Raw genomic sequence first — 22,674 nt, forward strand, 5'->3', positions numbered from 1 at the left:
CGGGCGTACGGCGCGGGGCCGGGTCAGCGGGGCAGCACCACGACGTAGGCGGCGGGATCGCGGTCGTCCGCGGCCATCAGTGCCGTACGGATCACCGTCGCCTGCTGCTCCGCCGCGTCCCGCAGCTTGCCCGGGGTGAGGTGCACGACGGTGATGCCGAGCCGCTCCAGGAGCTCACGCTTGCGGGCGTACTCGAACCACACGTCCTCCTGACGGGGACCCGGCCGGGACTCCCGGGTGTCCAGCTCGAGCGCCACGGCCTGGTCGGGCCAGTAGGCGTCCAGACCGCCGAGGTGGGGGCCGCCCGGCAGGCGCAGGTCGACGTTCCACACCGGGTCGGGCAGACCGTACTCCCGCACCATCCGGTACAGCCGGTCCTCCGCGACCACACGGCCCTCGGCCACCAACGAGTCCACCGCGTCCACCACGTGCGGCCGGTTCAGGAGCTTCGCGCCGGTCAGCTCCCGCACCACCGTGGCCGCGTCGCAGTGGCCGCCGACCACCGCCTCCGTCAGCAGCCGGAGCACCGCGGCCGCGTCGTCCACAGTGGCCACCGCGTCGGCCAGCGCCCGCGGGACCGGCGCCACCGGCACGCCCGTCACCTGTGCGGGGACCGGCAGCACCGGCGTGCGGACGATGCGGACACAGCCCGTGGAGCGCAGCCGGCGCAGCCGTGGCACCAGCACGTCGAAGGTGTCCAGGGAGGGCAGCGGGGGAGCGGAGGAGAAGCCGTGCAGGGTCAGCGCGGCCAGCCCGGTGATCATCGCCTCCTCGTAGCGGGGCGCCGTCGGGTCGGCCGGGCCGGGCTGGTCGGGGACCCGCACGGACCGCTCCCGCGCCGCGTACATCAGCACCGCGTGCAGCCGCTCCTCGCTGGTCGGCGGCCCCGGGTGGAGCAGGACGACACCGGGGAGGAGCTGCCGCCAGGCGCCGCCGGGGCGGCACCGGTCGTCGGCCTCCGCGGCGGAGACGCCGTGCGAGCGGAGCTGGGCGGTCGTCAGCACGCGCCGGGTGCCGGCGGCCAGGCGGTGCCGGGAGCGGGGGAAGAGCGGGGTCTCGTGGTTCATGTCCGGCAATGTCCCCGCATCGCGTCCGCCCCCGAACCCCTGTTACAGAGCCGTCGACAATCAGGGACAAGGCCGTCCTAAAGGACGCTTGTTCGGATGCCGAAAACCCCTGGTCCGTTCGGCTGGGACCAGGGGTTACGGTTGTTATTGACCGAATTCCGTAACGGTCACGGAGCGTGTATCCCAGGGGTGGGATCACACCGGGAGCGGGTGGGTGTCAGCCGACCGCCGCAGTGGGTGTCAGCCCGCCGCCGCGTCGCACGCCTGGCCGCGCAGCGCCCGCGCCAGGTCGTCCCGGGCCTCCAGCACCAGACGGCGCAGCGCCGGGGCCGCGTCCTCGTGTGCCGCGAGCCAGGCGTCCGTCGCGTCCAGCGTCCGGGGCGAGTCCCGCAGATCGGGGAACAGGCCCCGCACCACGTCCATGCCGATCTGGATCGACCGCTCGGTCCACACCCGCTCGATCACCGCGAAGTACTTCTCCGCGTACGGCGCGAGCAGCTCCCGCTGCGAGGGCTGGGCGAAGCCCGCGATCGTCGCTTCCACCAGCGCGTTGGACAGCTCGTCCGACTCCACGACCTGCTCCCACGCCCGCGCCTTCACCTCCGCCGACGGGCGGGCGGCCAGGCAGCGGACCTGGTGGCGCTTGCCGGAGGCGGTGTCGTCCCGGGCCAGCTCCTCGGCCAGTGCCTTCTCGTCGGCGAGCCCGTGCGCGGCCAGCGGCTCCAGGAACACCCAGCGCAGCTCCTGGTCGACGTCGAGCCCGTCGACCGTCACCGTGCCCGACAGCAGCTCCTGGAGCAGCTGGAAGTCGCCCGGTGCACCGGCCGACCGGGCGAAGAAGCGGGCCCAGGCCAGCTGCTGCTCGCTGCCCGGCGCGGCGTCCTCCAGCTCGCGCCGGGCGCCCTCGGCGAGCAGCCGGCCACCCGTCTCCCGCCAGGCGGGCGCCGCGTAGTGGACGAGCGCCGACTCGGCCCAGGCGTGCAGCATCTGGAGCACACCGATGTCGGACTCGCGCCCGCCGAACCGCAGCACCAGGTCCACGAACTCCCGCGCGGGCAGCAGCGCGTCCCGCGTCATGTTCCACAGCGCCGACCAGCACAGGGCGCGGGCCAGGGGATCGGTCAGCGCGCCCAAGTGCGCGCGGAGCGTGGCCAGCGAGGTCTCGTCGAAGCGGATCTTGCAGTACGTCAGGTCGTCGTCGTTGACCAGCACCAGCTCGGGCGCCTCGGCACCCGCCAGCTCGGCGACCACCGTACGCGCCCCGTCGACGTCCGCCTCGGCGCGCGCGTACCGCTCGAGCGCGCCGTCGCCCGTACGCCGGTACAGGCCCACCGCGACGCGGTGCGGGCGCAGTTCGGGGTGCTCGGCCGACGGAGTCGGCTGATCGGACACAGCCGTGGCCTCCTGCACCACCGCGAGCTCCTCGACCCTGCCGTTCGCGTCCAACAGCACCTGGGGCGTCAGGGAGTTGACCCCTGCCGTCTGCAGCCAGGACCGTGTCCATGCCGCCATGTCCCGCCCGCTGGTCTCCTCGAGGACCGACAGCAGGTCACCGAGGCGGGTGTTGCCGTACGCGTGCCGCTTGAAGTAGCGGCGGGCACCCTCCAGGAAGGCGTCCTGGCCGACGTACGCCACCAGTTGCTTCAGCACGGAGGCGCCCTTGGCGTAGGTGATGCCGTCGAAGTTGAGCTTGGCGTCCTGGAGGTCGCGGATGTCTGCGGTGATCGGGTGCGTGGACGGCAGCTGGTCCGCGCGGTACGCCCAGGCCTTGCGGCGGTTGGCGAAGGTGATCCAGCCGTCGGTGAAACGGGTGGCGCCCACGAGCGAGAACGCGCCCATGAAGTCGGCGAAGGACTCCTTGAGCCACAGGTCGTCCCACCACTCCATGGTGACCAGGTCGCCGAACCACATGTGCGCCATCTCGTGCAGGATCACATTGGCCCGGCCCTCGTAGGACGCCTGCGTGACCTTGCCGCGGAAGATGAACTCCTCCCGGAACGTGACGAGTCCGGGGTTCTCCATCGCACCCAGGTTGTACTCGGGCACGAACGCCTGGTCGTACTTCCCGAAGGGGTACGGGTAGTCGACGTGGTCGTGGAAGAAGTCCAGGCCCTGCTTGGTCACCAGGAACACGTCGTCGGCGTCGAAGTGCGGCGCGAGACCCTTGCGGCACATCGCGCCGAGCGGGATCTCCAGCCGCGTGCCGTCGGGCAGTTCACGCTCGTAGGTGTCCGTGACGTAGTGGTACGGCCCGGCGACCACGCACGTGATGTACGTCGAGATCGGCTTGGTCTCCGCGAACCGCCAGACACCGTCGGCGAGTTCACCGACACCGTTGCTCCACACCGTCCAGCCCTCGGGGGCCCGCACCTCGAAGCGGTAGGGGGCTTTGAGGTCGGGCTGCTCGAAGTTGGCGAAGACGCGCCGGGCGTCGGCCGGCTCGTACTGGGTGTAGAGGTACACCTCGCCGTCCTCGGGGTCGACGAAGCGGTGCATGCCCTCGCCGGTACGGGAGTACGCGCACCGGGCGTCGACGATCAACTCGTTGTCGGCGGCCAGGTCCTCCAGCAGGATCCGGGAGCCGTCGAACACCTCCCCGGGGTCGAGGTCCCGCCCGTTGAGGGAGACGGCCGTCACGCTCGGCGCGATCAGGTCCGCGAAGCTGCTCGCGCCCGGCTCCGCGCAGCGGAACCGGAGGGTCGTCACCGAGCGGAAGGTGTGCGGCCCGGCCGCGCCGTCCTCGCCGTTCGCTCCGCCGTTCGCTCCGCCGTTCGCGGAGCGCAGGTCGAGGGACACCTCGTACCCGTCCACCGACAGCAGTGCGGCCCGCTCCCGGGCCTCGTCACGGGTCAGGTTCTCACCGGGCACGGGCGGACTCCTCGTACGTCGTCGTCGACAGGGCTGGACAGCACCGATCCTGCCATGCGCCTCTGACCAGCGGCAGCCGGGAATGACCGAGGGGGTTCGGGCGTTTCCCCGGGGAAACGCCCGCCCCGCACTTGCCTCCCGAGGAGCGACATGCCCGACACGTCCCCCGCCGCCACCCCCGTGGACTTCTGGTTCGACCCGCTGTGCCCCTGGGCCTGGATGACCTCCCGCTGGATGCTGGAGGTGGAGAAGGTGCGGGACGTCAAGGTCCGCTGGCACCTGATGAGCCTCGCGGTCCTCAACGAGGACAAGCTCGACGAGCTGCCCGAGGAGTACCGCGAGATGCTCGAGACCAAGGCCTGGGGGCCCGTCCGTGTCGTCGCCGCGGCCGAGCAGGAGCACGGCGCCGAGGTGCTCGGCGACCTCTACACCGCGCTCGGCACCCGCATCCACAACCAGGGCGAGGGCCCGGAGAAGGAAGCCGTCGCGGCCGCCCTGAAGGAGGTCGGCCTGCCCGACTCCCTCATGGAGCACTGGGACTCCACCCCGTACGAGCCCCAGCTGCGCGCCTCCCACCAGGAGGGCATCGACAAGGTCGGCCAGGAGGTCGGCACCCCGGTCATCGCCGTGCCCGGCGCGGGCGGCGAGCAGATCGCCTTCTTCGGCCCGGTCGTCACCCCCGCGCCCCAGGGCGAGGAGGCGGCCCGCCTCTGGGACGGCACCCTCGCCGTGGCCTCCGTCCCCGGTTTCTACGAGATCAAGCGCACCCGCACCAAGGGCCCGGACTTCAGCAATCTGTGACGGCGACGGGTCGTTCCGGGCGGGTCACTCCGGGACGGGCACGCGGACGGCCTGGGGGAACGGCTTCATGACGAACCCCGTGCGCAGGTTGCGGCACTGCTTGCCGGTGTCCGGGTCCAGCACGTTCTCGCAGAGCCAGAACTCGTTCACGCCCGTGCGGCCCAGCCGCTCCTTGAGCCAGTCCTGCTCGGCCCTGTCGAGCTGACGATGCTGCTGGTCGGCGTCGCACGTCCAGCAAGGCAGTTTCATGGTCCTGGGTGTCGTCATGGGACACTTTGACCCGGAACGCCTCATACCGGAAGCCCCCGCGAGTCCTGTCCTCGCAGGGGCTTCCCTTTTTCCGCCTGCCGGGTGAACGGTGAGAAGACGATCACGAGGCAGGACGCTCACCGGGGCCTTGCAGGCCCCCTGGGGCACCGGGTCGCACGAACCTCTTACTGCAACATTATTGCAACTGCATGCTAGCAGCAGAAGGGGGTGGATCGTGTGCCCGGAACGCACGCGGGCATGGAAAAGGCCCTCGGCCGGACGATGCGTCCTGCCGAGGGCCTTCGCCGTCGTGGGAGGGGGCTTCGGGAAGGTCTTCAGCTCCCGGTCCCGGCCCGTTTCCGGGCCCGCTGCCAGGCGTAGCCCACGGCAGCCAGGACCAGGACCATGCCGCCCGTCGAGTACAGCTGCACACGCGTGCCCGGTTCCCGCGCCATGAGGAAGAAGACGCCCGCCATCCCGGCCAGCGCGATCCACGTCAGCCACGGGAACGCCCACATCCGCACCACCAGCTTCTCCGGGGCCTCGCGCTCCAGGATGCGCCGCAGCCGCAGCTGTGAGACGGCGATGAAGATCCAGACGACCAGGATCACCGCGCCGATCATGTTCAGCAGCCAGGAGAAGACGTCGTCGGGCCGCCAGTAGCTCAGCAGCACGCACAGGAACCCGAAGACCGAGGAGGCCAGCACGGCGAGCCGCGGCACCCCGCCCGACACCCGGCCCAGTGCCTTCGGGCCCGGCCCGCGCTCCACCAGGGAGTAGGCGATGCGCGAGGCTCCGTAGATGTTGGCGTTCATCGCGGACAGCAGCGCCACCAGCACCACGACGTTCATCAGCTGACCGGCGCCCGGGATGCCGAGCCGGTCCAGGGCGGCGACGTACGGGCCGCTCTCGACCACCGCCGGCGAGTCCCACGGGACCAGGGCCACGATGACCGCCATCGAACCGATGTAGAACAGCGCGATCCGCCACATCGCGGTACGGACCGCGACGGCGACGCCCTTGACCGGGTTCTCCGACTCGGCCGCGGCGATGGTGACCGTCTCCAGGCCGCCGTACGCGAAGACGGAGGCGAGCAGGCCGATCACCAACCCCTCGCCGCCGTTCGGAAACAGCTCGGTGAGGTTCGAGGCGCCCGGGGAGTCGGTGCCCGGCAGCACGCCCGTGAGGGCCAGCACCCCGAGCACCAGGAACAGGGAGATCGCGCCGACCTTCAGTGCCGCGAACCAGAACTCGAACTCGCCGAAGTTCTTCACGGCCGCGAGGTTCGCGCCGCAGAACACCACCATGAACAGCGCCACCCACGCCCACTCGGGCGTGCCCGGGAGCCAGCCGGTGACGATCTTCGCGGCACCGATGCCCTCCAGGCCGACGGCCGTGCACAGCAGCACCCAGAACGCCCAGCCCACCGTGAAGCCCGCCCAGGGCCCGATGGCCCGCTCGGCGTGCGCCGAGAAGGAACCGGACGACGGATGCGCGGCCGACATCTCGCCGAGCATCCGCATCACCAGCATGACCAGCAGGCCGGAGAGGGTGTAGGCGAGGACGATCGACGGCCCGGCGGCCGCGATGCCCGCGCCGGAGCCGACGAACAGGCCGGCCCCGATCACCCCGCCCAGGGCGATCATCGACAGATGGCGTTGCTTCAGGCCGTGGGAGAGGGAGGACCCCTCCCGCTGCGGCGGTGTCTCGACGGAGGTGCTGGGAACGGGCACGGCTCGTCCAATGCGGGAGACGATGAAACCCCGTCAGTTTGGGCGGCCGCTCCCGCCCGGCGGAGGGGCTGCCCACCATGCGGACGAGCGTCATACGGAGGGTGGCCGGCGGGTCGCCCGGCGAGGGGTCGGGCGTGGGGCACGGGCGGCCGGTTTGGCGGGACCCTACAGACGCCGGCCGGGTGACCCCTGTGGGAGAGGCCATGCCACCTCAGTGACCGGTATCACGCCGTTGCCCGGGTTGGGTGTGTTCTTTGTCCGGAGCCCACCATCCGCGTGCAGGCGCCTTTGTCGAGCGCTGACGGTGATCGGCTCGAGGGCGCTGGGATAGCGTCGCTGTCGTCCCCAGCCTCCTCACCCCGCGGAGTCCCCATGAGCACCGCTGCCGCCTCGTCCGCCCTGCCCCAGGAAGGCGGGGCCCGCGTCGGTCTGGTCCTCGCCGACCTCGTCCCGGCCTCCCGTGTGAGGGACGTGGCCCTCGTGGTCGGCGGTGCCGCGCTCACCGGCGTCGCCGCCCAGCTCGCCGTCCCGGTCCCCGGCTCCCCGGTGCCGGTGACCGGCCAGACCTTCGCCGCGCTGCTCGTCGGCACCACCCTCGGAGCCCGCCGCGGTCTCCTCTCCCTCGCGCTGTACGCGCTGGCGGGCGTCGCGGGTGTGCCGTGGTTCGCCGAGGGCGCGTCGGGCTACGGGGCGCCGTCGTTCGGCTACGTCCTGGGCATGCTGCTGGCCGCGGCCGTCGTGGGCTCCCTGGCCCGTCGCGGCGCCGACCGCTCCGCGTGGCGGATGGCGGGCACCATGCTGCTCGGCTCGGCGGTCATCTACGCCGTCGGCGTGCCCTACCTGGCGCTGGCCACCGGCATGTCCGCCTCCGCCGCGATCGCGGCGGGTCTCACCCCGTTCCTCATCGGTGACGCCCTGAAGGCGGCCCTGGCGATGGGCGTGCTGCCGACCGCCTGGCGGTTCGTCAACAAGCGGTGACTTCTCGATCGTCCCCGGAAGGGGGCCGCCCGGGCGCACGTACAGCGCCCGGACGGCCCCCTTCCGCGTCGGTGACGGCCGTGGAACCGTTTCTCGGGGCTGTGTCTGGGAGCCGTGTCACACGCCCCCGCGCGCCTGCCCGTGATCCCGCGTGTCACACTCGGACCATGCGCGTGTACCTCGGTTCCGACCATGCCGGATACGAACTCAAGAACCACCTCGCCGAGTGGCTCAAGGACGCGGGTCACGAGCCCGTCGACTGCGGGCCCCACATCTACGACGCCCAGGACGACTACCCGCCCTTCTGCCTCCGCGCCGCCGAGCGGACCGCCGCCGACCCCGACGCCCTCGGCATCGTGATCGGTGGCTCCGGCAACGGCGAGCAGATCGCCGCGAACAAGGTGAAGGGCGTACGAGCGGCCCTGGCGTGGAGCGAGGAGACCGCGGCGCTGGGCCGCCAGCACAACAACGCCAACGTGGTCGCGATCGGTGCGCGCATGCACACCTCGGACGAGGCGACGAAGTTCGTCGAGGTCTTCCTGGGCACCCCGTTCTCGGGCGACGAGCGCCACACCCGCCGCATCGACATGCTCGCGGACTACGAGACCACCGGCGACCTTCCCCCGATCCCGCCCCACCACCCCCAGCAGTGACCCGGCCGGGGGGCGGGGAAAGCAGGGCGGGGGGCGGGAAAAGCCGAGCGGGGGGCGGGAAAAGCCGAGCGGGGGGCGGGAAAAGCCGAGCGGGCTGAGAGAGTCGAGAGGGAGGGGAGCGAACCCGTGCCGGAGGGCCACACCATTCACCGGCTGGCCGAGGACTACGCCGGGGCCTTCTCCGACGGCACCCCTCTTCGGGTCTCCAGCCCCCAGGGCAAGTTCAGCGACGCCGCCGCCCTCCTGGACCGCACCGTCCTGCACACCGCCGAGGCCCACGGCAAGCATCTCTTCCTCGGCTTCCGCGACCCCGACCCCGAGCACACCGACTGGGTCCACATCCACCTCGGCCTCTTCGGCAAGGTCGCCCTGGGCCCGGCCCCCGCGCCCCCGCCCACGGACACCGTCCGGCTGCGCCTCACGCACCACGCGTCGTACGCCGATCTCCGCGGGCCCACCACCTGCGCCCTGATCACGGACACCGAGAAGCGGGCGATACACGACCGCCTCGGCCCCGACCCGCTGCGCCCGGACGCGGACCCGGACGCCGCGTACCGCAGGATCAGCCGCAGCCGTACGACGATCGCCGCGCTCCTCATGGACCAGAAGCTCATCGCCGGCGTGGGGAACGTCTACCGCGCCGAGGTCCTCTTCCGGCACCGTATCGACCCGTACCGCGCGGGCCGGGACATCACCCCCGCCGAGTGGGACGCCCTGTGGACCGACCTGGTCGGGCTCATGCGGGAGGGCGTCCGCAACAACCGGATCGACACCGTCCGCCCGGAACACACTCCGGAGGCGATGGGCCGCCCGCCACGTGTCGACGACCACGGCGGTGAGGTGTATGTCTACCGCAGGGCCCATCAGCCCTGCCACATCTGCGGCGAGGAGATCCGCACCGCCGGCCTCGCCGCCCGCAACCTCTTCTGGTGCCCGGCCTGCCAGCACCGGTGAGACCGGCCCGGCGGGGCGGGGCCGGTGCGCGGCGGGCGGGCGGAGCGGGACGTCCGGCACAATTTCCGCCGGACGACCACACGAGGGCGCCCGGTGAAGTTCACTGTGAAGTCGGTCCCCGGACGGGGGACAACCAGGACCTCCCGTGCCAAGTGGTCGCTCCGATGGATAGGGTCCCGAACTGATGGCAGCAGGACGAGAGAGGCGCGCGGCAGCCGCCACGCTCACGGCCCGGGTGAAGAAGCAGTGGCACCGGGCCCGCGTCGGCGTGCGCCGGGCCGCCGTCGACTACTTCCGCGGGGACGGCTCCGACTGGATAGCCCTTGCCGGGCTGCTGCTGACGATCCCGCTCATCTCGGCCGCGACGCTCGCCAACTCCGTCTGGTTCGCACCGTCCGCACTGGTGCTGCCGATCGTCGCCGGTGGGCTGCTGCTCCGCCCGGCGAGTCTGCTCGGCCTGTACGCGGCGGCGGCGACGGCACTGATCGTGGAGGCCGTCCGACTCGGCCCGTACACCGAGGGCGCGTCCCGGGTGACTCCGGGCGTCGTCCTCACCGTGGCCGCCTGCGGCTTCTTCGGACTGGTCGTCGCCCAGTTCCGCAGCCGGGTGGGCGTGCCCTGGCGGCGCGGCGGCACCATGCTCTTCGACCTGCGTGAACGCATCAGGGTGCAGAGCCAGTTGCCGGCCCTGCCGAGCGGATGGCACCGGGAGATGGCCCTGCGTCCCGCCGGCGGCCAGTCCTTCTCCGGCGACTTCGTGGTCGCGGCCCGCACCAACGGCGGGCGCACGCTGGAGGTCGTCCTGACCGACGTGTCGGGCAAGGGCATGGACGCGGGCTCGCGCGCCCTGCTGCTGTCCGGTGCCTTCGGCGGCCTGCTCGGCAGCCTCCCGCCGCACGCCTTCCTGCCGGCCGCCAACGGCTACCTGCTCCGCCAGGAGTGGCAGGAGGGCTTCGCCACCTCCATCCACCTCGTCCTCGACCTGGACTCCGGCGACTACGAGTTGTACTCCGCGGGGCATCCGCCGGGTCTCCAACTCAGCGCGGGCAGCGGCCGCTGGGAGGAGAAGTCGGGCGACGGTCCGCTGCTGGGCGTGTACGACGGCGCCCAGTTCGACCCGGTGAAAGGCTCGTTGCGTCCCGGGGACGTGCTGATGCTGTTCACCGACGGCCTGGTGGAGACCTCGGACCGGGACATCGTCGAGGGCATCGACCGCCTCACCGGCGAGGCCGACCGCTATGTCGCCGGTGGCTTCCACGGAGCGGCCTGGCACCTCATCGAAGCGGTCGCCAAGGACGTCAACGACGACCGTGCGCTGTTGCTGATCTGCCGCGAGGGCAGTACGGCCGCCCTGCCCCGCTGACCCCGGCTCCCCGCGCCCGGACCGGCGGCCTCCGCCACTCTCCTGCCCCGCCCGGCCCGTGCGGCACGGCGGGAGCGGGGACACTGGAGGGGTGACCGAGACACCGCGCAACCTGTTGACCCCCGCCCAGGTCGAGGCCATCGCCCGTGCCGTGCACGAGGGCCAGACCGACAAGGCGGGCATGCCGTACGCCGAGCACCTCCGGGCCGTCGCCGAGGGCGTCCGGGACCGCGGCGGTGACGAGGAGCAGATCGCGGCGGCCTGGCTGCACGACGCCGTCGAGGACGGCAAGCTCTCGGAGCAGTGGCTCAGGGAGGCGGCACTGAGCCGGCGGACCCGGGACATCGTCCTCGCGGTCACCAAGCGGTCCGGGGAGCCGCCCGAGGTCTACGCGGCCCGTGTCCTCGCGACCCCGGGCGCCCTGCTGGTGAAGGAGGCGGACCTGGCGCACAACGCCGATCCGGCGCGGCTGGCGGTGCTGGACGAGGCGACCCGAGGCCGACTGGCCGAGAAGTACGCGCGGATGCGCACACTCCTCGGCCTCGTGGCGGGGACGCGGCCCGACCGCCCCGCGCCGGCCGACTAGGCGGAGACCGTCTCCTGCGTCTCCTGTTTTTCCCGGCCGTCCCGCTTCTCGTGGCCGTCCCGCTCCTCACGGGGTTCTCGCTCGCGGTCGCGGGCCGACTGCGCGGCATCCCGTTTGAAGGCCCATTCCATCTTCGGCTCCATCGCGAACCGGAAGACCCGCTGCACCGGCCTGGAGCACAGGAACGTCACCAGGACGGCCGCGAAGACGGTCACGGCGACCGCGCCGATCGGCTCGTGCAGCACGGAGGGCTCGAACCAGCCCCGGTAGTCACCGGCCTTCATTACGAAGCCGTGCAGCAGATAGCCGTAGAGCGTGCCCGCGCCGAGTGCGGTGAACCACATGTGGCGGCCCGGCACCCAGGCGAAGAAGCAGGCGGTCAGCAGCACGGAGCAGCCGAACATCGCCAGCATCATGACGGGACCGATCCACCACGGGGCGCCCAACTCCTGTGCGGAGTCACGGTGGTAGAACCACCCGGTGTGCATCCGCGGCACCGCCCACCAGCCGAAGGCCAGCGCCGCCGCGAAGACCGGCACCGCCGCGATCCGTACCGACCGGCGGCGCACCAGCTGGAAGTGCTCGGGCTTCATGCACAGGCCGAGCACGAAGTACGGCAGGAACTGCAGGACCCGCTGGAGATCGAGGTCGTCGCCGATCTGGGGGGAGACGCTCGCCAGCATGGCGATGCCGAGCGCGAGCGGCAGCGGGTGGCGCACCGCCCTCCAGATCGGTGTGGTCAGCCGCCAGACGAACAGCGCGCACAGGAACCAGGTGAGGTACCAGGGGTCGAGGAGGCTGATCTCCTGCTGCGGGTCGTTGTCGATGACGCGCTTGAAGAGCGAATACGTCGTCTCGAAGATGATGTACGGCACGGCGACGCCGGTGATCAGCCGCCGCAGCCGGTCGGGGCGCATGTCGAAACTGCGCGAGAAGTAGCCGGAGATGATGATGAAGGCCGGCATGTGGAACGAGTACACGACGGTGTACGCGGCTTCCATGGCCCGGTTGTCACCCTTGATGGGCTCCCAGAAGTGGCCCACGGCCACCAGCACGATCGCCAGGTACTTGGCGTTGTCGAAGAACGCGTCCCGCCGCTTGCCGGAGGCGGCCCTCGCCTTCTGCGTGCTCCGTGTGTTCTCCGTGCGCGGGCCCGGCGCTTCGGGGTCCGGCGGTTCGGCCGGGGGAAGTGGCGTCCTGCGGTTGCCGTTCGGTTGCAGCGAGTCCGTCACCGAACCACCCGCCGGGAACTCGGGGAGGGGATCGGTGTGCTCGCTGCGCTTGCGGGGGACGAGGCAGCGTGGAACATCTGAGGCACCCTAGCGTTCGGCGTGGGTATTCGTAAAACTCCCACGTCATTCCTGGTCGTCGAATCCGGATACCCGCGATCCGCGAATAAAGACGGCTTTGCGGGAGTGACGGTCGACACATCACGAGGGCAAGGGTTCCCCGTGCGCCACGGGCCCCTTTTGTCGCCATCATTTCGGGCGAAGTGGCGCATATGCCTGCCGGGCAGGTCCGGTTGGATGTCCGTTTAGAGTCGCTTCGCGGGTTGCCGGGGGGCTCGTCGGGGTACGCGTGGGGGTAATTCGAAATAGCTGAGAAAGTGTTGTGCGAGGACTGCGACGATACGGTCGAATTCCCCGTGCGGGGGTCACGCCGAATTACTGTGCGATGCCGCAGCGCCTGCTTCGTGCGTGCTCCGCGCAGGCCGGTGCGGGTGCTTCGCGGGGAGGATGCGCGCACGCGAGGTACGGCCGAAGGGGACGAACGATGCGTCACTCGCCGCATAGGACGGCCCTGTTGGTGGCACGATGGTTCTGGCGGGGTGCGCGGGGATGCGTCGCCCGGGCCGGCGAAGCGGACCGACCGAGGGTGTGATCAGTTGTGGCCATTTCACTGTCTGTCGTGGTGTTGTTGGCGATCGTCCTTGTGGTGCTGATCAGAGGGGGGTCCATCAAGGCCGGACCCGCGATCGTCGCGATCCTCTTCGGCTTCTTCCTCGCCTCGACCGGCATGGCCCCGTCGATCAACCGCTTCATCGACTCGATAGCGGACACGATCAGCTCGATCAGCTTCTGATCCCGGAGGACGTTCACGCGATGGCGAAGCCGGTACGTGCGGCACTGGGCGATGTCTGGCTCAACTGCCAGATCTGCCGAGGAGACCTGTTCCGGGACCGGGAGGTCCTGCTCAACAGCTCCGGCATGGAGTTCATGAAGCTGGCCTGGGCCAACGAGAGCGCCACCGGTCTGATCTGCTGGCGCTGCGGCTACGTCCACCTCTTCGCCAACAAGGACATCAAGCTCTACCGCGCCGACAAGTGACGAAGGCCGCGGAAGCGGCGGGAGCGCGACCAGGGTCGGGCCGGAGGAAAGATCCTCCGGCCCGACCCTGAGCCGTGCGGAGCGGGCGACGGGAATCGAACCCGCGTAGCTAGTTTGGAAGACTAGGGCTCTACCATTGAGCTACGCCCGCAGGAGCGCACCGCAGGTCGGGAGGACCACGGCACTGACAGGCATCGTAGCGGGTGGTGCGCCCTCAGCGCACACCCCGTGCCGACTCGGGCCCCGCCGCCGCACCGCGCCCGCGATATGCGGAGGCCGGAGTGCGCGGCGGCATGTACCCTACGTGTCGCACCAGACGGGGTGTGGCGCAGCTTGGTAGCGCGTCCGCTTTGGGAGCGGAAGGCCGTGGGTTCAAATCCCGCCACCCCGACCACTCGCCCGATCACCGATAGTGATCGGCTTTTGGGTGCTGTAGTCGCTGCCGTTACTATGCAAGCTGCACGCCCGTGTGTCTCAGGTCTGAAGTCTCCGGGCGGCGAATCCGCCGGACCACTCTGGTCCCGGCAGAATCCGAGAAGTCAGCCACAAGGAGACCGAACCGTGAAGAGCGCCGTGGAGACCCTGAACCCGACCCGGGTTCGGCTCACTGTCGAGGTGCCCTTCGAGGAGCTCAAGGACAGCCTCGACGCGGCGTACAAGAAGATCAACCAGCAGGTCACGGTGAAGGGCTTCCGCAAGGGCAAGGTCCCGGCCCGGGTCATCGACCAGCGCTTCGGCCGCGGTGCGGTGCTGGAGGAGGCGGTCAACGACGCCCTCCCGAAGTTCTACACCGACGCGGTCAACGAGGCCGAGCTGAACCCGCTGGGCCAGCCCGAGGTCGACATCACGGAGCTGAAGGACGGCGAGACGCTGAACTTCACCGCCGAGGTCGACGTCCGCCCGACCATCGAGATCCCGGACTACTCCGGCATCGAGGTCGAGGTCGACGCCGTCGAGGTCACCGACGAGGACGTGGACAAGGCCGTCGAGGAGCTGCGCGGGCGCTTCGCCTCCACCTCCCCGGTCGAGCGTGCCGCCGAGGACGGCGACGTCGTCACCATCGACCTGGAGGCCAAGGTCGACGGCGAGGTGCTGGAGGACGGCATCGCCAACGGCGTCTCCTACACCATCGGCTCCGGTGAGCTGCTGGACGGCGTCGACGCCGCCGTGACGGGCCTGTCGGCCGACGAGGAGGCCACCTTCACCTCCGAGCTCAAGGGCGGCTCCGCGGCGGGCAAGGAGGCCGAGGTCACCGTCAAGGTCACCCAGGTCGCCAAGCGTGAACTGCCCGAGCTGGACGACGAGTTCGCGCAGCTCGCCTCCGAGTTCGACACCCTCGAGGAGCTGCGCGCGGACAGCCGCAAGCGCCTGGAGAACATGAAGCAGTACGACCAGGCCACGCAGGCCCAGGAGCGCGTCCTGGACAAGCTGCTCGAGCTGGTCGAGGTGCCCGTTCCCGAGAAGCTGCTCGAGGACGAGATCAACACCCGTAAGCACAACCTCGAGCACCACCAGCTCGGTCAGATGGGCCTCGACCTCGAGAAGTACCTGGAGATCCAGGGCAAGACGGCCGAGGAGTTCGACACCGAGACCCGCGAGGCCGCGGTCAAGGGCATCAAGACCCAGTTCGTGCTCGACCAGCTCGTCAACCAGGAGAAGCTGAACGTCAACCAGGAGGAGCTCACCGAGCACCTCATGCGTCGTGCGGCCTCCTCCGGCATGTCCCCCGACCAGTTCGCCCAGGCCGTCGTCGAGCAGGGCCAGGTTCCGCTCCTGGTCGGCGAGGTCGCCCGCGGCAAGGCCCTGGCCGCCGTGGTCGAGAAGGCCACGGTCAAGGACACCAACGGCGAGATCATCGACCTCGAGGACGAGGAAGAGGAGGACGAGACGGAGGCCGGCGAGGCCGCCGCCGAGTCCACCGACGCCACCGAGGCCAAGGCCGACAAGGCTGAGGACAAGGCCGACGAGGCCGAGGAGAAGACCGAGGGCTGACCCTCGCGCCGCCTCTGACGGACGTACGACGGGCCCCGGACCATCATGGCCGGGGCCCGTCTGCCGTACGGCGGGGCGGGCCCCACCGGCCGGACCGCCCGCGGCGCGAGGAACCCCGTTCCGCCCCGCGGAGCCACCTGCGCTCACAGCGAACACCCCCCGCTGCGGGATTCCCCGAAGGGGCCCGCGCGTTAGGGTCCATGAATACGAGGGCAGGGGAGTCCGCGAGTACGGCCGGACGGCCCCACACCCCGGCAGAACACGTGAGACGGCCCGGCGCCGTCGTAAGACGAGCAGGTGGATACGTGACGAATCTGATGCCCTCCGCCGCCGGCGAGCCTTCCATCGGCGGTGGCCTCGGCGACCATGTCTACAACCGGCTCCTCAACGAGCGGATCATCTTCCTCGGCCAGCCGGTCGACGACGACATCGCGAACAAGATCACTGCACAGCTTCTGCTCCTTGCCGCTGACCCGGACAAGGACATCTACATGTACATCAACAGCCCGGGCGGTTCGATCACGGCCGGCATGGCGATCTACGACACCATGCAGTACATCAAGAACGACGTGGTGACCATCGCCATGGGCCTCGCGGCCTCGATGGGTCAGTTCCTGCTCAGCGCGGGCACGCCCGGCAAGCGCTTCGCGCTGCCGAACGCGGAGATCCTGATCCACCAGCCCTCCGCCGGCCTGGCCGGCTCGGCCTCGGACATCAAGATCCACGCCGAGCGGCTGCTGCACACCAAGAAGCGCATGGCCGAGCTCACCTCCCAGCACACGGGCCAGTCGGTCGAGCAGATCACCCGCGACTCGGACCGCGACCGCTGGTTCGACGCCTTCGAGGCCAAAAACTACGGCCTCATCGACGACGTCATCCCCACGGCCGCGGGCATGCCGGGCGGCGGCGGCACCGGGGCGGCCTGAGCGGCCCACGGGAGCCCCAGCGGCCCCGTAGGACCCCCGTCGGACCCGCCCCAGGGTCCGACGGCAGCCCCAGCAGCCCCGGCCGACCGCCTCAGCCCCTTTCCAGGAGACACTGTGAACGACTTCCCCGGCAGCGGCCTGTACGACCGCGCCCGTGCCGAGTACACCGGCCCCGCGGCCGAGTCCCGCTACGTCATCCCGCGCTTCGTCGAGCGCACCTCCCAGGGCATCCGCGAGTACGACCCGTACGCGAAGCTCTTCGAGGAGCGCGTGATCTTCCTCGGCGTGCAGATCGACGACGCCTCCGCCAACGACGTCATGGCGCAGCTGCTGTGCCTGGAGTCGATGGACCCCGACCGGGACATCTCGGTCTACATCAACAGCCCCGGCGGCTCCTTCACCGCGCTCACGGCGATCTACGACACCATGCAGTACGTGAAGCCGGACATCCAGACGGTCTGCATGGGCCAGGCGGCCTCCGCCGCCGCTGTGCTGCTCGCCGCCGGCACCCCCGGCAAGCGCATGGCCCTGCCGAACGCGCGCGTGCTGATCCACCAGCCGTACAGCGAGACCGGCCGCGGCCAGGTCTCCGACCTGGAGATCGCCGCCAACGAGATCCTCCGGATGCGTTCGCAGCTGGAGGAGATGCTGGCCAAGCACTCCACCACACCGGTCGAGAAGATCCGCGAGGACATCGAGCGGGACAAGATCCTCACGGCCGAGGACGCGCTGAGCTACGGTCTGATCGACCAGATCATCACCACCCGGAAGATGGACAACGCCAGCCTGCGCTGACGCGTGGGATCCGGGAGGCTGTATTGTCTGCCGCTCCTTGGCACGGTCGCGGACGGTCCACGTCGAAGCGAACCGTGCCAAGGGGGGCCCGGACGGGGGGCCCGGCAAGGTACCGTCGGACATAAGGCAGCACCAGGAGTCGATGGACGTTGACGTCCGGGGGCTCCCAGGCGAAGGGGAAGCACACCGTGGCACGCATCGGTGACGGCGGCGATCTGCTTAAGTGCTCGTTCTGCGGCAAGAGCCAGAAGCAGGTCAAGAAGCTCATCGCAGGGCCCGGTGTGTACATCTGCGACGAGTGCATCGACCTCTGCAACGAGATCATCGAGGAAGAGCTCGCCGAGAGCAGCGAGGTCCGCTGGGAGGAACTGCCCAAGCCCCGCGAGATCTACGAGTTCCTCGAGGGGTACGTGGTCGGCCAGGAATCGGCCAAGAAAGCTCTCTCCGTCGCGGTGTACAACCACTACAAGCGGGTCCAGGCGGGGGAGAACGGCGGCGCCCAAGGCCGCGAGGACGCCATCGAGTTGGCGAAGTCCAACATCCTGCTGCTGGGCCCCACCGGCTCCGGCAAGACCCTCCTCGCCCAGACCCTCGCCCGCATGCTGAACGTCCCGTTCGCGATCGCCGACGCCACCGCCCTCACCGAGGCGGGGTACGTCGGCGAGGACGTCGAGAACATCCTGCTCAAGCTGATCCAGGCCGCCGACTACGACGTCAAGAAGGCCGAGACCGGCATCATCTACATCGACGAGATCGACAAGGTCGCCCGCAAGAGCGAGAACCCGTCGATCACGCGCGACGTGAGCGGCGAGGGCGTCCAGCAGGCCCTGCTGAAGATCCTCGAGGGCACCACGGCGTCCGTCCCGCCGCAGGGCGGCCGCAAGCACCCGCACCAGGAGTTCATCCAGATCGACACGACGAACGTCCTGTTCATCGTGGGCGGCGCCTTCGCCGGCCTGGAGAAGATCATCGAGGGCCGCGCGGGAGCCAAGGGCATCGGCTTCGGCGCCACCATCCGCTCCAAGCGGGAACTGGAGTCCAAGGACCAGTTCGAGCAGGTCATGCCGGAGGACCTGGTCAAGTTCGGCATGATCCCCGAGTTCATCGGCCGGCTCCCGGTCATCACCTCGGTGCACAACCTCGACCGCGAGGCCCTGCTGCAGATCCTGGTCGAGCCGCGCAACGCGCTCGTCAAGCAGTACCAGCGCCTCTTCGAACTCGACGGCGTCGAGCTGGACTTCGAGCGCGAGGCGCTGGAAGCCATCGCCGACCAGGCCATCCTCCGCCAGACCGGCGCCCGCGGCCTGCGCGCCATCATGGAGGAAGTCCTCCAGGGCGTCATGTACGAGGTCCCGTCCCGCAAGGACGTCGCCCGGGTGGTCATCACCGCGGACGTGGTCCTCTCCAACGTCAACCCGACCCTGATCCCGCGCGACGCCCGCGGCCGCGGACCGGGCGAGCAGAAGACGGCGTAGCGGCAACAGCCGTCCCCGGCACAGGCGAAGGGCCCCGGTCACTCGACCGGGGCCCTTCGCGCGCTGCGTACCCCTACGCCGGGACGCGCACCTCGTCGCGGAGCTTCGTGGCGATGTCCGCGGCTGCGTCCTTCGTGATGTCCTTGGTGTTGTCACCGGGGGAGACCACCGCGACCGTGCTGTAGTCCGCCCAGATGCAGAACCAGTTGGTGGTGTCCTGCTGGGTGAGGTTGTTCTTGCCCTTGCCGGCCTGGCACTTCATGACCGCACCGTCGAGGTCGACCGCCTCGGGCTCGCCCACCAGCTCGGACAGGAGCTCGTTGTCCGAGCCCTTGCTCTTGCCGGTCTCCTTCTTGATGTTGGCGAAGAGCTTGTCCACGGCCGCCTCGGGGTCCTCGACCTCGCCGTAGGCGCCGAGGAACGTCACGCCCTTCGCCGTGAGCAGCTCTTCCTTGCTGGGCAGGTCGGCCGGGTCGGGGTTCTTGAGGTCGTACCGGCTGAAGTCGGCCGTCGAGTAGGAGGCGCCCACCGACTTGCCGTTCTTCACGCCGCCCTTGGCCAGGTCCTTCGTGGTGCTGGAGCTCGAGTCCTCGCCGCCCTCACCGACCCGCGTGTACTCGCCCATCACCTTCTCCGGCGCCGAGAGCTTGTGCGGGCCGTCGTCCTCCAGGCCACCGCCTCCGCCGAACACGAAGTACGCGCCGACACCGATCGCCGTCACGACCGCCACCGCGCCGATGATCCAGCCGGCCTTCTTGGAGCCGCCGTCCGGTGCCGGGGGCTGCGGGGCGCCGTACGGGGCCTGGCCGTACGGGGGCTGGCCGTACGGGGGCTGCTGGGGCGGGACGCCCTGGCCGGGCTGGGGCGGGTAGCCGTAGCCGGGCTGGCCGGGCGGGGGCGCCTGCTGGGGGTACCCGTAGCCGGGCTGCGGAGCCTGCGGCTGCTGGCCGTAGGGACCCGGCTGACCGTACGGTCCGGGCTGCTGGGGCTGCCCGCCGTACGGGCCCGGCTGGTTGTGGCTCATCTTCTGGGTTCCCCTCCAGATGTTTACGTGTCGTTGACATCCTGACCCAGGGGCGTCGTGATCAGGCCAGTGGGGGGTGCACCGTTACAAAGGAATCGTGTTTCGGGACTGGGCCGTGACACCCGTAAACTGACGCTCGTGACCGAGAACACTCAGCAGCCGCAGCCAGCGTCCACCCCCGAACTGCCGACCCAGTACGCGCCGGCCGACGTAGAGGGGCCGCTGTACGAGCGCTGGGTAGAGCGGGGCTACTTCGAGGCCGACGCGAAGAGCGACAAGCCTCCGTACACGATCGTCATCCCGCCGCCGAACGTCACGGGCAGCCTGCACCTCGGGCACGCCTTCGAGCACACGATCATCGACACCCTCACCCGCCGTGCGCGCATGCAGGGGTACGAGACGCTGTGGCAGCCCGGCATGGACCACGCCGGCATCGCCACGCAGAACGTCGTCGAGCGGGAACTCGCCAAGGAGGGCAAGTCCCGGCACGACCTCGGCCGTGAGGCCTTCGTCGAGCGGGTCTGGCAGTGGAAGGGCGAGTCCGGCGGGCAGATCAGCGGGCAGATGCGGCGCCTCGGCGACGGCGTCGCCTGGTCGCGTGAGCGCTTCACCATGGACGAGGGGCTGTCCAAGGCCGTCCAGACCATCTTCAAGCGTCTCCACGACGACGAGCTGATCTACCGCGCCGAGCGCATCATCAACTGGTGCCCGCGCTGCCTGACCGCGATCTCCGACATCGAGGTCGAGTACCAGGACGACGACGGCGAACTCGTCTCCATGAAGTACGGCGACGGGGACGAGACGATCGTCGTCGCCACGACCCGTGCCGAGACGATGCTCGGCGACACCGCCGTCGCCGTCCACCCCGACGACGAGCGGTACAAGCACCTGGTCGGCAAGCTCATCAAGCTGCCGCTGACCGACCGCTCCATCCCGGTCGTCGCCGACGAGCACGTCGATCCCGAGTTCGGCACCGGCGCCGTCAAGGTGACCCCGGCGCACGACCCGAACGACTTCGAGATCGGCCGCCGCCACGACCTGCCGTCCCTCACCGTGATGGACGAGCACGCCGTCATCACCGTCCACGGCCCCTTCCAGGGCCTGGACCGGCTCGAGGCCCGCTCGGCCATCGTCGCCGCGCTGCGCGCCGAGGGCCGGATCGTCGCCGAGAAGCGGCCCTACGTCCACAGCGTCGGCCACTGCTCGCGCTGCAAGACCACCGTCGAGCCGCGGCTGTCCATGCAGTGGTGGGTCAAGGTCGGCCCGCTGGCGAAGGCCGCCGGTGACGCCGTCCGCGACGGCAAGGTCACGATCCACCCGCAGGAGATGGAGAAGCGGTACTTCGACTGGGTCGACAACCTGCACGACTGGTGCATCTCCCGCCAGCTGTGGTGGGGCCACCGCATCCCCGTCTGGTACGGGCCGGACGGCGAGGTCGTCTGCGTCGGTCCGGACGAGGAGCCGCCCAGCGGCGAGGGCTGGCACCAGGACACCGACGTCCTCGACACCTGGTTCTCCTCCGGCCTGTGGCCGTTCTCCACGCTCGGCTGGCCCGAAGAGACCGAGTCGCTCGCGAAGTTCTACCCGAACTCCGTCCTGGTCACCGGCTACGACATCCTCTTCTTCTGGGTCGCCCGGATGATGATGTTCGGCCTGTACGCGATGGACGGCACCCCGCCGTTCCGCACCATCGCCCTGCACGGCATGGTCCGCGACCAGTTCGGCAAGAAGATGTCGAAGTCCTTCGGCAACGCGGTCAACCCGCTGGACTGGATGGACAAGTACGGCAGCGACGCCCTGCGCTTCACCCTCGCGCGCGGCGCCAACCCGGGCGTCGACGTGCCGATCGGTGAGGACTGGGTCCAGGGCTCGCGCAACTTCGCCAACAAGATCTGGAACGCCACGCGCTTCGCGCTGATGAACGGCGCCACGGTCGAGGGTCCGCTGCCGGACGCCTCGAAGATGTCGTCCACCGACCGCTGGATCCTGTCCCGGCTGAACTCCGTCGTCGCCGAAGTCGACGCGCTCTACGACGACTTCCAGTTCGCCAAGCTGTCCGACGCGCTGTTCCACTTCGCCTGGGACGAGGTCTTCGACTGGTACGTCGAGCTGTCCAAGACGACGTTCCAGGCGGGCGGCGAGCCGGCCGAGGTCAGCAAGCGGGTCCTCGGCGAGGTCCTCGACGTCACGCTGCGGCTGCTGCACCCGGTGGTCCCGTTCGTCACCGAGACGCTGTGGACGACGCTGACCGGTGGCGAGTCGGTCGTCATCGCCGACTGGCCGGCGGACAGTGGCTTCCGGGACGCCGACGCCGAGCGGGAGATCGAGACCCTCCAGTCGGTCATCACCGAGGTCCGCCGCTTCCGAGCCGACCAGGGTCTGCAGCCCGGCCAGCGGGTCCCCGCCCGGCTGACCCTGGACGGGTCGGCCCTCGCCCCGCACGAGGCGGCGATCCGGCAGCTGCTCCGGCTGCAGCCGGAGGGTGACGCGTTCACCGCGACGGCGACCCTGCCGGTGGCGGGCGTCGAGGTCGCCCTGGACCTCTCCGGGGTGATCGACTTCGCGGCGGAGCGCAAGCGCCTAGCCAAGGACCTGGCCGCCGCGCAGAAGGAGCGCCAGCAGGCGGAGGCCAAGCTGGGCAACGAGGCGTTCCTGGCGAAGGCCCCCGACCACGTGGTCGACAAGATCCGTACGCGGCTGGCCAAGGCGGACGAGGACATCGCCCGCATCCAGACCCAGCTGGACCGGCTGCCCCCGGCGTGACCGCGAGCCGCGGACCGCGAACCGCAGTCCGCGAATCACTCACGGCGACCGACGGCCCCCGGAGCCCGAGCACGGCTCCGGGGGCCGTCGGCTGCCGTGGGAGGGGGCGCGGGCCGGGTA

At 70.3% G+C, this 22,674-nt stretch carries 19 protein-coding genes and 2 tRNA genes; 14 read left to right on the forward strand and 7 right to left on the reverse strand.

The window, feature by feature from the left end; translation table 11 throughout:
* Window positions 1–23: 23 nt before the first annotated feature.
* Together AC6F7H_RS19065 and pepN are read right to left on the reverse strand one after the other, a co-directional pair.
* Window positions 24–1,067: a hypothetical protein gene (locus AC6F7H_RS19065; protein ID WP_500758152.1), complete on the reverse strand. Its 1,044-nt coding sequence runs from the start codon at window positions 1,065–1,067 to the stop codon at window positions 24–26.
* 240 nt (window positions 1,068–1,307) lie between these two features.
* Complete coding sequence (gene pepN, locus AC6F7H_RS19070) at window positions 1,308–3,935, reverse strand: aminopeptidase N (RefSeq protein WP_500758153.1); 2,628 nt, start codon at window positions 3,933–3,935, stop codon at window positions 1,308–1,310.
* 150 nt (window positions 3,936–4,085) lie between these two features.
* Here pepN and AC6F7H_RS19075 point away from each other — a divergent pair, with 150 nt between their 5' ends.
* Window positions 4,086–4,736, forward strand: coding sequence for a mycothiol-dependent nitroreductase Rv2466c family protein (locus tag AC6F7H_RS19075; RefSeq protein ID WP_500758154.1), 651 nt, complete (start codon window positions 4,086–4,088; stop codon window positions 4,734–4,736).
* 24 nt (window positions 4,737–4,760) lie between these two features.
* On the opposite strand, the gene AC6F7H_RS19080 is transcribed toward AC6F7H_RS19075, so the two are convergent.
* On the reverse strand, window positions 4,761–5,003 hold the full coding sequence (locus AC6F7H_RS19080) for a hypothetical protein (protein WP_500758155.1): 243 nt from the start codon (window positions 5,001–5,003) through the stop codon (window positions 4,761–4,763).
* 317 nt (window positions 5,004–5,320) lie between these two features.
* A complete protein-coding gene (locus tag AC6F7H_RS19085; protein ID WP_500758156.1) occupies window positions 5,321–6,718 on the reverse strand; it encodes an amino acid permease in 1,398 nt (465 codons plus the stop codon).
* 372 nt (window positions 6,719–7,090) lie between these two features.
* Between AC6F7H_RS19085 and AC6F7H_RS19090 the strand changes: the two genes are divergently transcribed.
* The 5 genes from AC6F7H_RS19090 to AC6F7H_RS19110 all read left to right on the forward strand — a co-directional run bounded on the left by AC6F7H_RS19090 (window position 7,091) and on the right by AC6F7H_RS19110 (window position 11,252).
* Complete coding sequence (locus AC6F7H_RS19090; protein ID WP_500758157.1) at window positions 7,091–7,696, forward strand: biotin transporter BioY; 606 nt, start codon at window positions 7,091–7,093, stop codon at window positions 7,694–7,696.
* 167 nt (window positions 7,697–7,863) lie between these two features.
* Entirely contained in the window at window positions 7,864–8,349 is a 486-nt protein-coding gene (locus AC6F7H_RS19095) for a ribose-5-phosphate isomerase (protein ID WP_109379110.1), read from the forward strand.
* A 126-nt stretch (window positions 8,350–8,475) separates the two neighbouring features.
* Window positions 8,476–9,303, forward strand: coding sequence for an Fpg/Nei family DNA glycosylase (locus tag AC6F7H_RS19100; protein WP_500758158.1), 828 nt, complete (start codon window positions 8,476–8,478; stop codon window positions 9,301–9,303).
* A gap of 184 nt (window positions 9,304–9,487) precedes the next feature.
* Window positions 9,488–10,666: a PP2C family protein-serine/threonine phosphatase gene (locus tag AC6F7H_RS19105; RefSeq protein WP_500758159.1), complete on the forward strand. Its 1,179-nt coding sequence runs from the start codon at window positions 9,488–9,490 to the stop codon at window positions 10,664–10,666.
* Window positions 10,667–10,757: 91 nt separating this feature from the next.
* Window positions 10,758–11,252, forward strand: coding sequence for an HD domain-containing protein (locus AC6F7H_RS19110; RefSeq protein ID WP_500758160.1), 495 nt, complete (start codon window positions 10,758–10,760; stop codon window positions 11,250–11,252).
* Here the strand turns inward: AC6F7H_RS19110 and AC6F7H_RS19115 are convergent.
* The gene (locus AC6F7H_RS19115; protein ID WP_500758161.1) at window positions 11,249–12,484 is read right to left on the reverse strand and encodes an acyltransferase family protein; all 1,236 of its coding nucleotides are present in this window, start codon (window positions 12,482–12,484) and stop codon (window positions 11,249–11,251) included. The genes AC6F7H_RS19110 and AC6F7H_RS19115 overlap by 4 nt on opposite strands.
* Window positions 12,485–13,139: 655 nt before the next feature.
* Here AC6F7H_RS19115 and AC6F7H_RS19120 point away from each other — a divergent pair.
* Both AC6F7H_RS19120 and AC6F7H_RS19125 read left to right on the forward strand, forming a co-directional pair.
* Complete coding sequence (locus AC6F7H_RS19120) at window positions 13,140–13,334, forward strand: hypothetical protein (RefSeq protein WP_457458814.1); 195 nt, start codon at window positions 13,140–13,142, stop codon at window positions 13,332–13,334.
* 20 nt (window positions 13,335–13,354) lie between these two features.
* Window positions 13,355–13,579, forward strand: a complete 225-nt coding sequence (locus tag AC6F7H_RS19125) for a hypothetical protein (protein ID WP_500758162.1) — start codon at window positions 13,355–13,357, stop codon at window positions 13,577–13,579.
* Window positions 13,580–13,659: 80 nt separating this feature from the next.
* Here AC6F7H_RS19125 and AC6F7H_RS19130 read toward each other — a convergent pair.
* Window positions 13,660–13,730, reverse strand: a tRNA-Gly gene (locus tag AC6F7H_RS19130).
* 166 nt (window positions 13,731–13,896) lie between these two features.
* Here AC6F7H_RS19130 and AC6F7H_RS19135 point away from each other — a divergent pair.
* The 5 genes from AC6F7H_RS19135 (at window position 13,897) to clpX (ending at window position 18,767) form a co-directional block, all read left to right on the forward strand.
* Window positions 13,897–13,973, forward strand: a tRNA-Pro gene (locus tag AC6F7H_RS19135).
* Window positions 13,974–14,140: 167 nt separating this feature from the next.
* The gene (gene tig / locus AC6F7H_RS19140; protein WP_500758163.1) at window positions 14,141–15,571 is read left to right on the forward strand and encodes a trigger factor; all 1,431 of its coding nucleotides are present in this window, start codon (window positions 14,141–14,143) and stop codon (window positions 15,569–15,571) included.
* 317 nt (window positions 15,572–15,888) lie between these two features.
* The gene (locus tag AC6F7H_RS19145; protein WP_500761931.1) at window positions 15,889–16,497 is read left to right on the forward strand and encodes an ATP-dependent Clp protease proteolytic subunit; all 609 of its coding nucleotides are present in this window, start codon (window positions 15,889–15,891) and stop codon (window positions 16,495–16,497) included.
* A 114-nt stretch (window positions 16,498–16,611) separates the two neighbouring features.
* Window positions 16,612–17,292, forward strand: coding sequence for an ATP-dependent Clp protease proteolytic subunit (locus AC6F7H_RS19150; protein WP_500758164.1), 681 nt, complete (start codon window positions 16,612–16,614; stop codon window positions 17,290–17,292).
* A 188-nt stretch (window positions 17,293–17,480) separates the two neighbouring features.
* Entirely contained in the window at window positions 17,481–18,767 is a 1,287-nt protein-coding gene (gene clpX / locus AC6F7H_RS19155) for an ATP-dependent Clp protease ATP-binding subunit ClpX (RefSeq protein ID WP_109379096.1), read from the forward strand.
* A gap of 73 nt (window positions 18,768–18,840) precedes the next feature.
* Here the strand turns inward: clpX and AC6F7H_RS19160 are convergent, their stop codons facing one another.
* Window positions 18,841–19,791, reverse strand: a complete 951-nt coding sequence (locus tag AC6F7H_RS19160) for a hypothetical protein (protein WP_500758165.1) — start codon at window positions 19,789–19,791, stop codon at window positions 18,841–18,843.
* A gap of 138 nt (window positions 19,792–19,929) precedes the next feature.
* Here AC6F7H_RS19160 and AC6F7H_RS19165 point away from each other — a divergent pair, with 138 nt between their 5' ends.
* A complete protein-coding gene (locus tag AC6F7H_RS19165) occupies window positions 19,930–22,554 on the forward strand; it encodes a valine--tRNA ligase (protein ID WP_500758166.1) in 2,625 nt (874 codons plus the stop codon).
* Window positions 22,555–22,674 lie beyond the last annotated feature (120 nt).

The organism is Streptomyces sp. MMS24-W38 (assembly GCF_059889265.1).

Coding starts and splice junctions, on each gene's coding strand:
- AC6F7H_RS19065 (WP_500758152.1), bottom strand. CDS start 1,067: ATGAACCACGAGACCCCGCTCTTCCCCCGCTCCCGGCACCGCCTGGCC.
- AC6F7H_RS19075 (WP_500758154.1), top strand. CDS start 4,086: ATGCCCGACACGTCCCCCGCCGCCACCCCCGTGGACTTCTGGTTCGAC.
- AC6F7H_RS19080 (WP_500758155.1), bottom strand. CDS start 5,003: ATGACGACACCCAGGACCATGAAACTGCCTTGCTGGACGTGCGACGCC.
- AC6F7H_RS19090 (WP_500758157.1), top strand. CDS start 7,091: ATGAGCACCGCTGCCGCCTCGTCCGCCCTGCCCCAGGAAGGCGGGGCC.
- AC6F7H_RS19095 (WP_109379110.1), top strand. CDS start 7,864: ATGCGCGTGTACCTCGGTTCCGACCATGCCGGATACGAACTCAAGAAC.
- AC6F7H_RS19105 (WP_500758159.1), top strand. CDS start 9,488: ATGGCAGCAGGACGAGAGAGGCGCGCGGCAGCCGCCACGCTCACGGCC.
- AC6F7H_RS19125 (WP_500758162.1), top strand. CDS start 13,355: ATGGCGAAGCCGGTACGTGCGGCACTGGGCGATGTCTGGCTCAACTGC.
- AC6F7H_RS19145 (WP_500761931.1), top strand. CDS start 15,889: ATGCCCTCCGCCGCCGGCGAGCCTTCCATCGGCGGTGGCCTCGGCGAC.
- AC6F7H_RS19160 (WP_500758165.1), bottom strand. CDS start 19,791: ATGAGCCACAACCAGCCGGGCCCGTACGGCGGGCAGCCCCAGCAGCCC.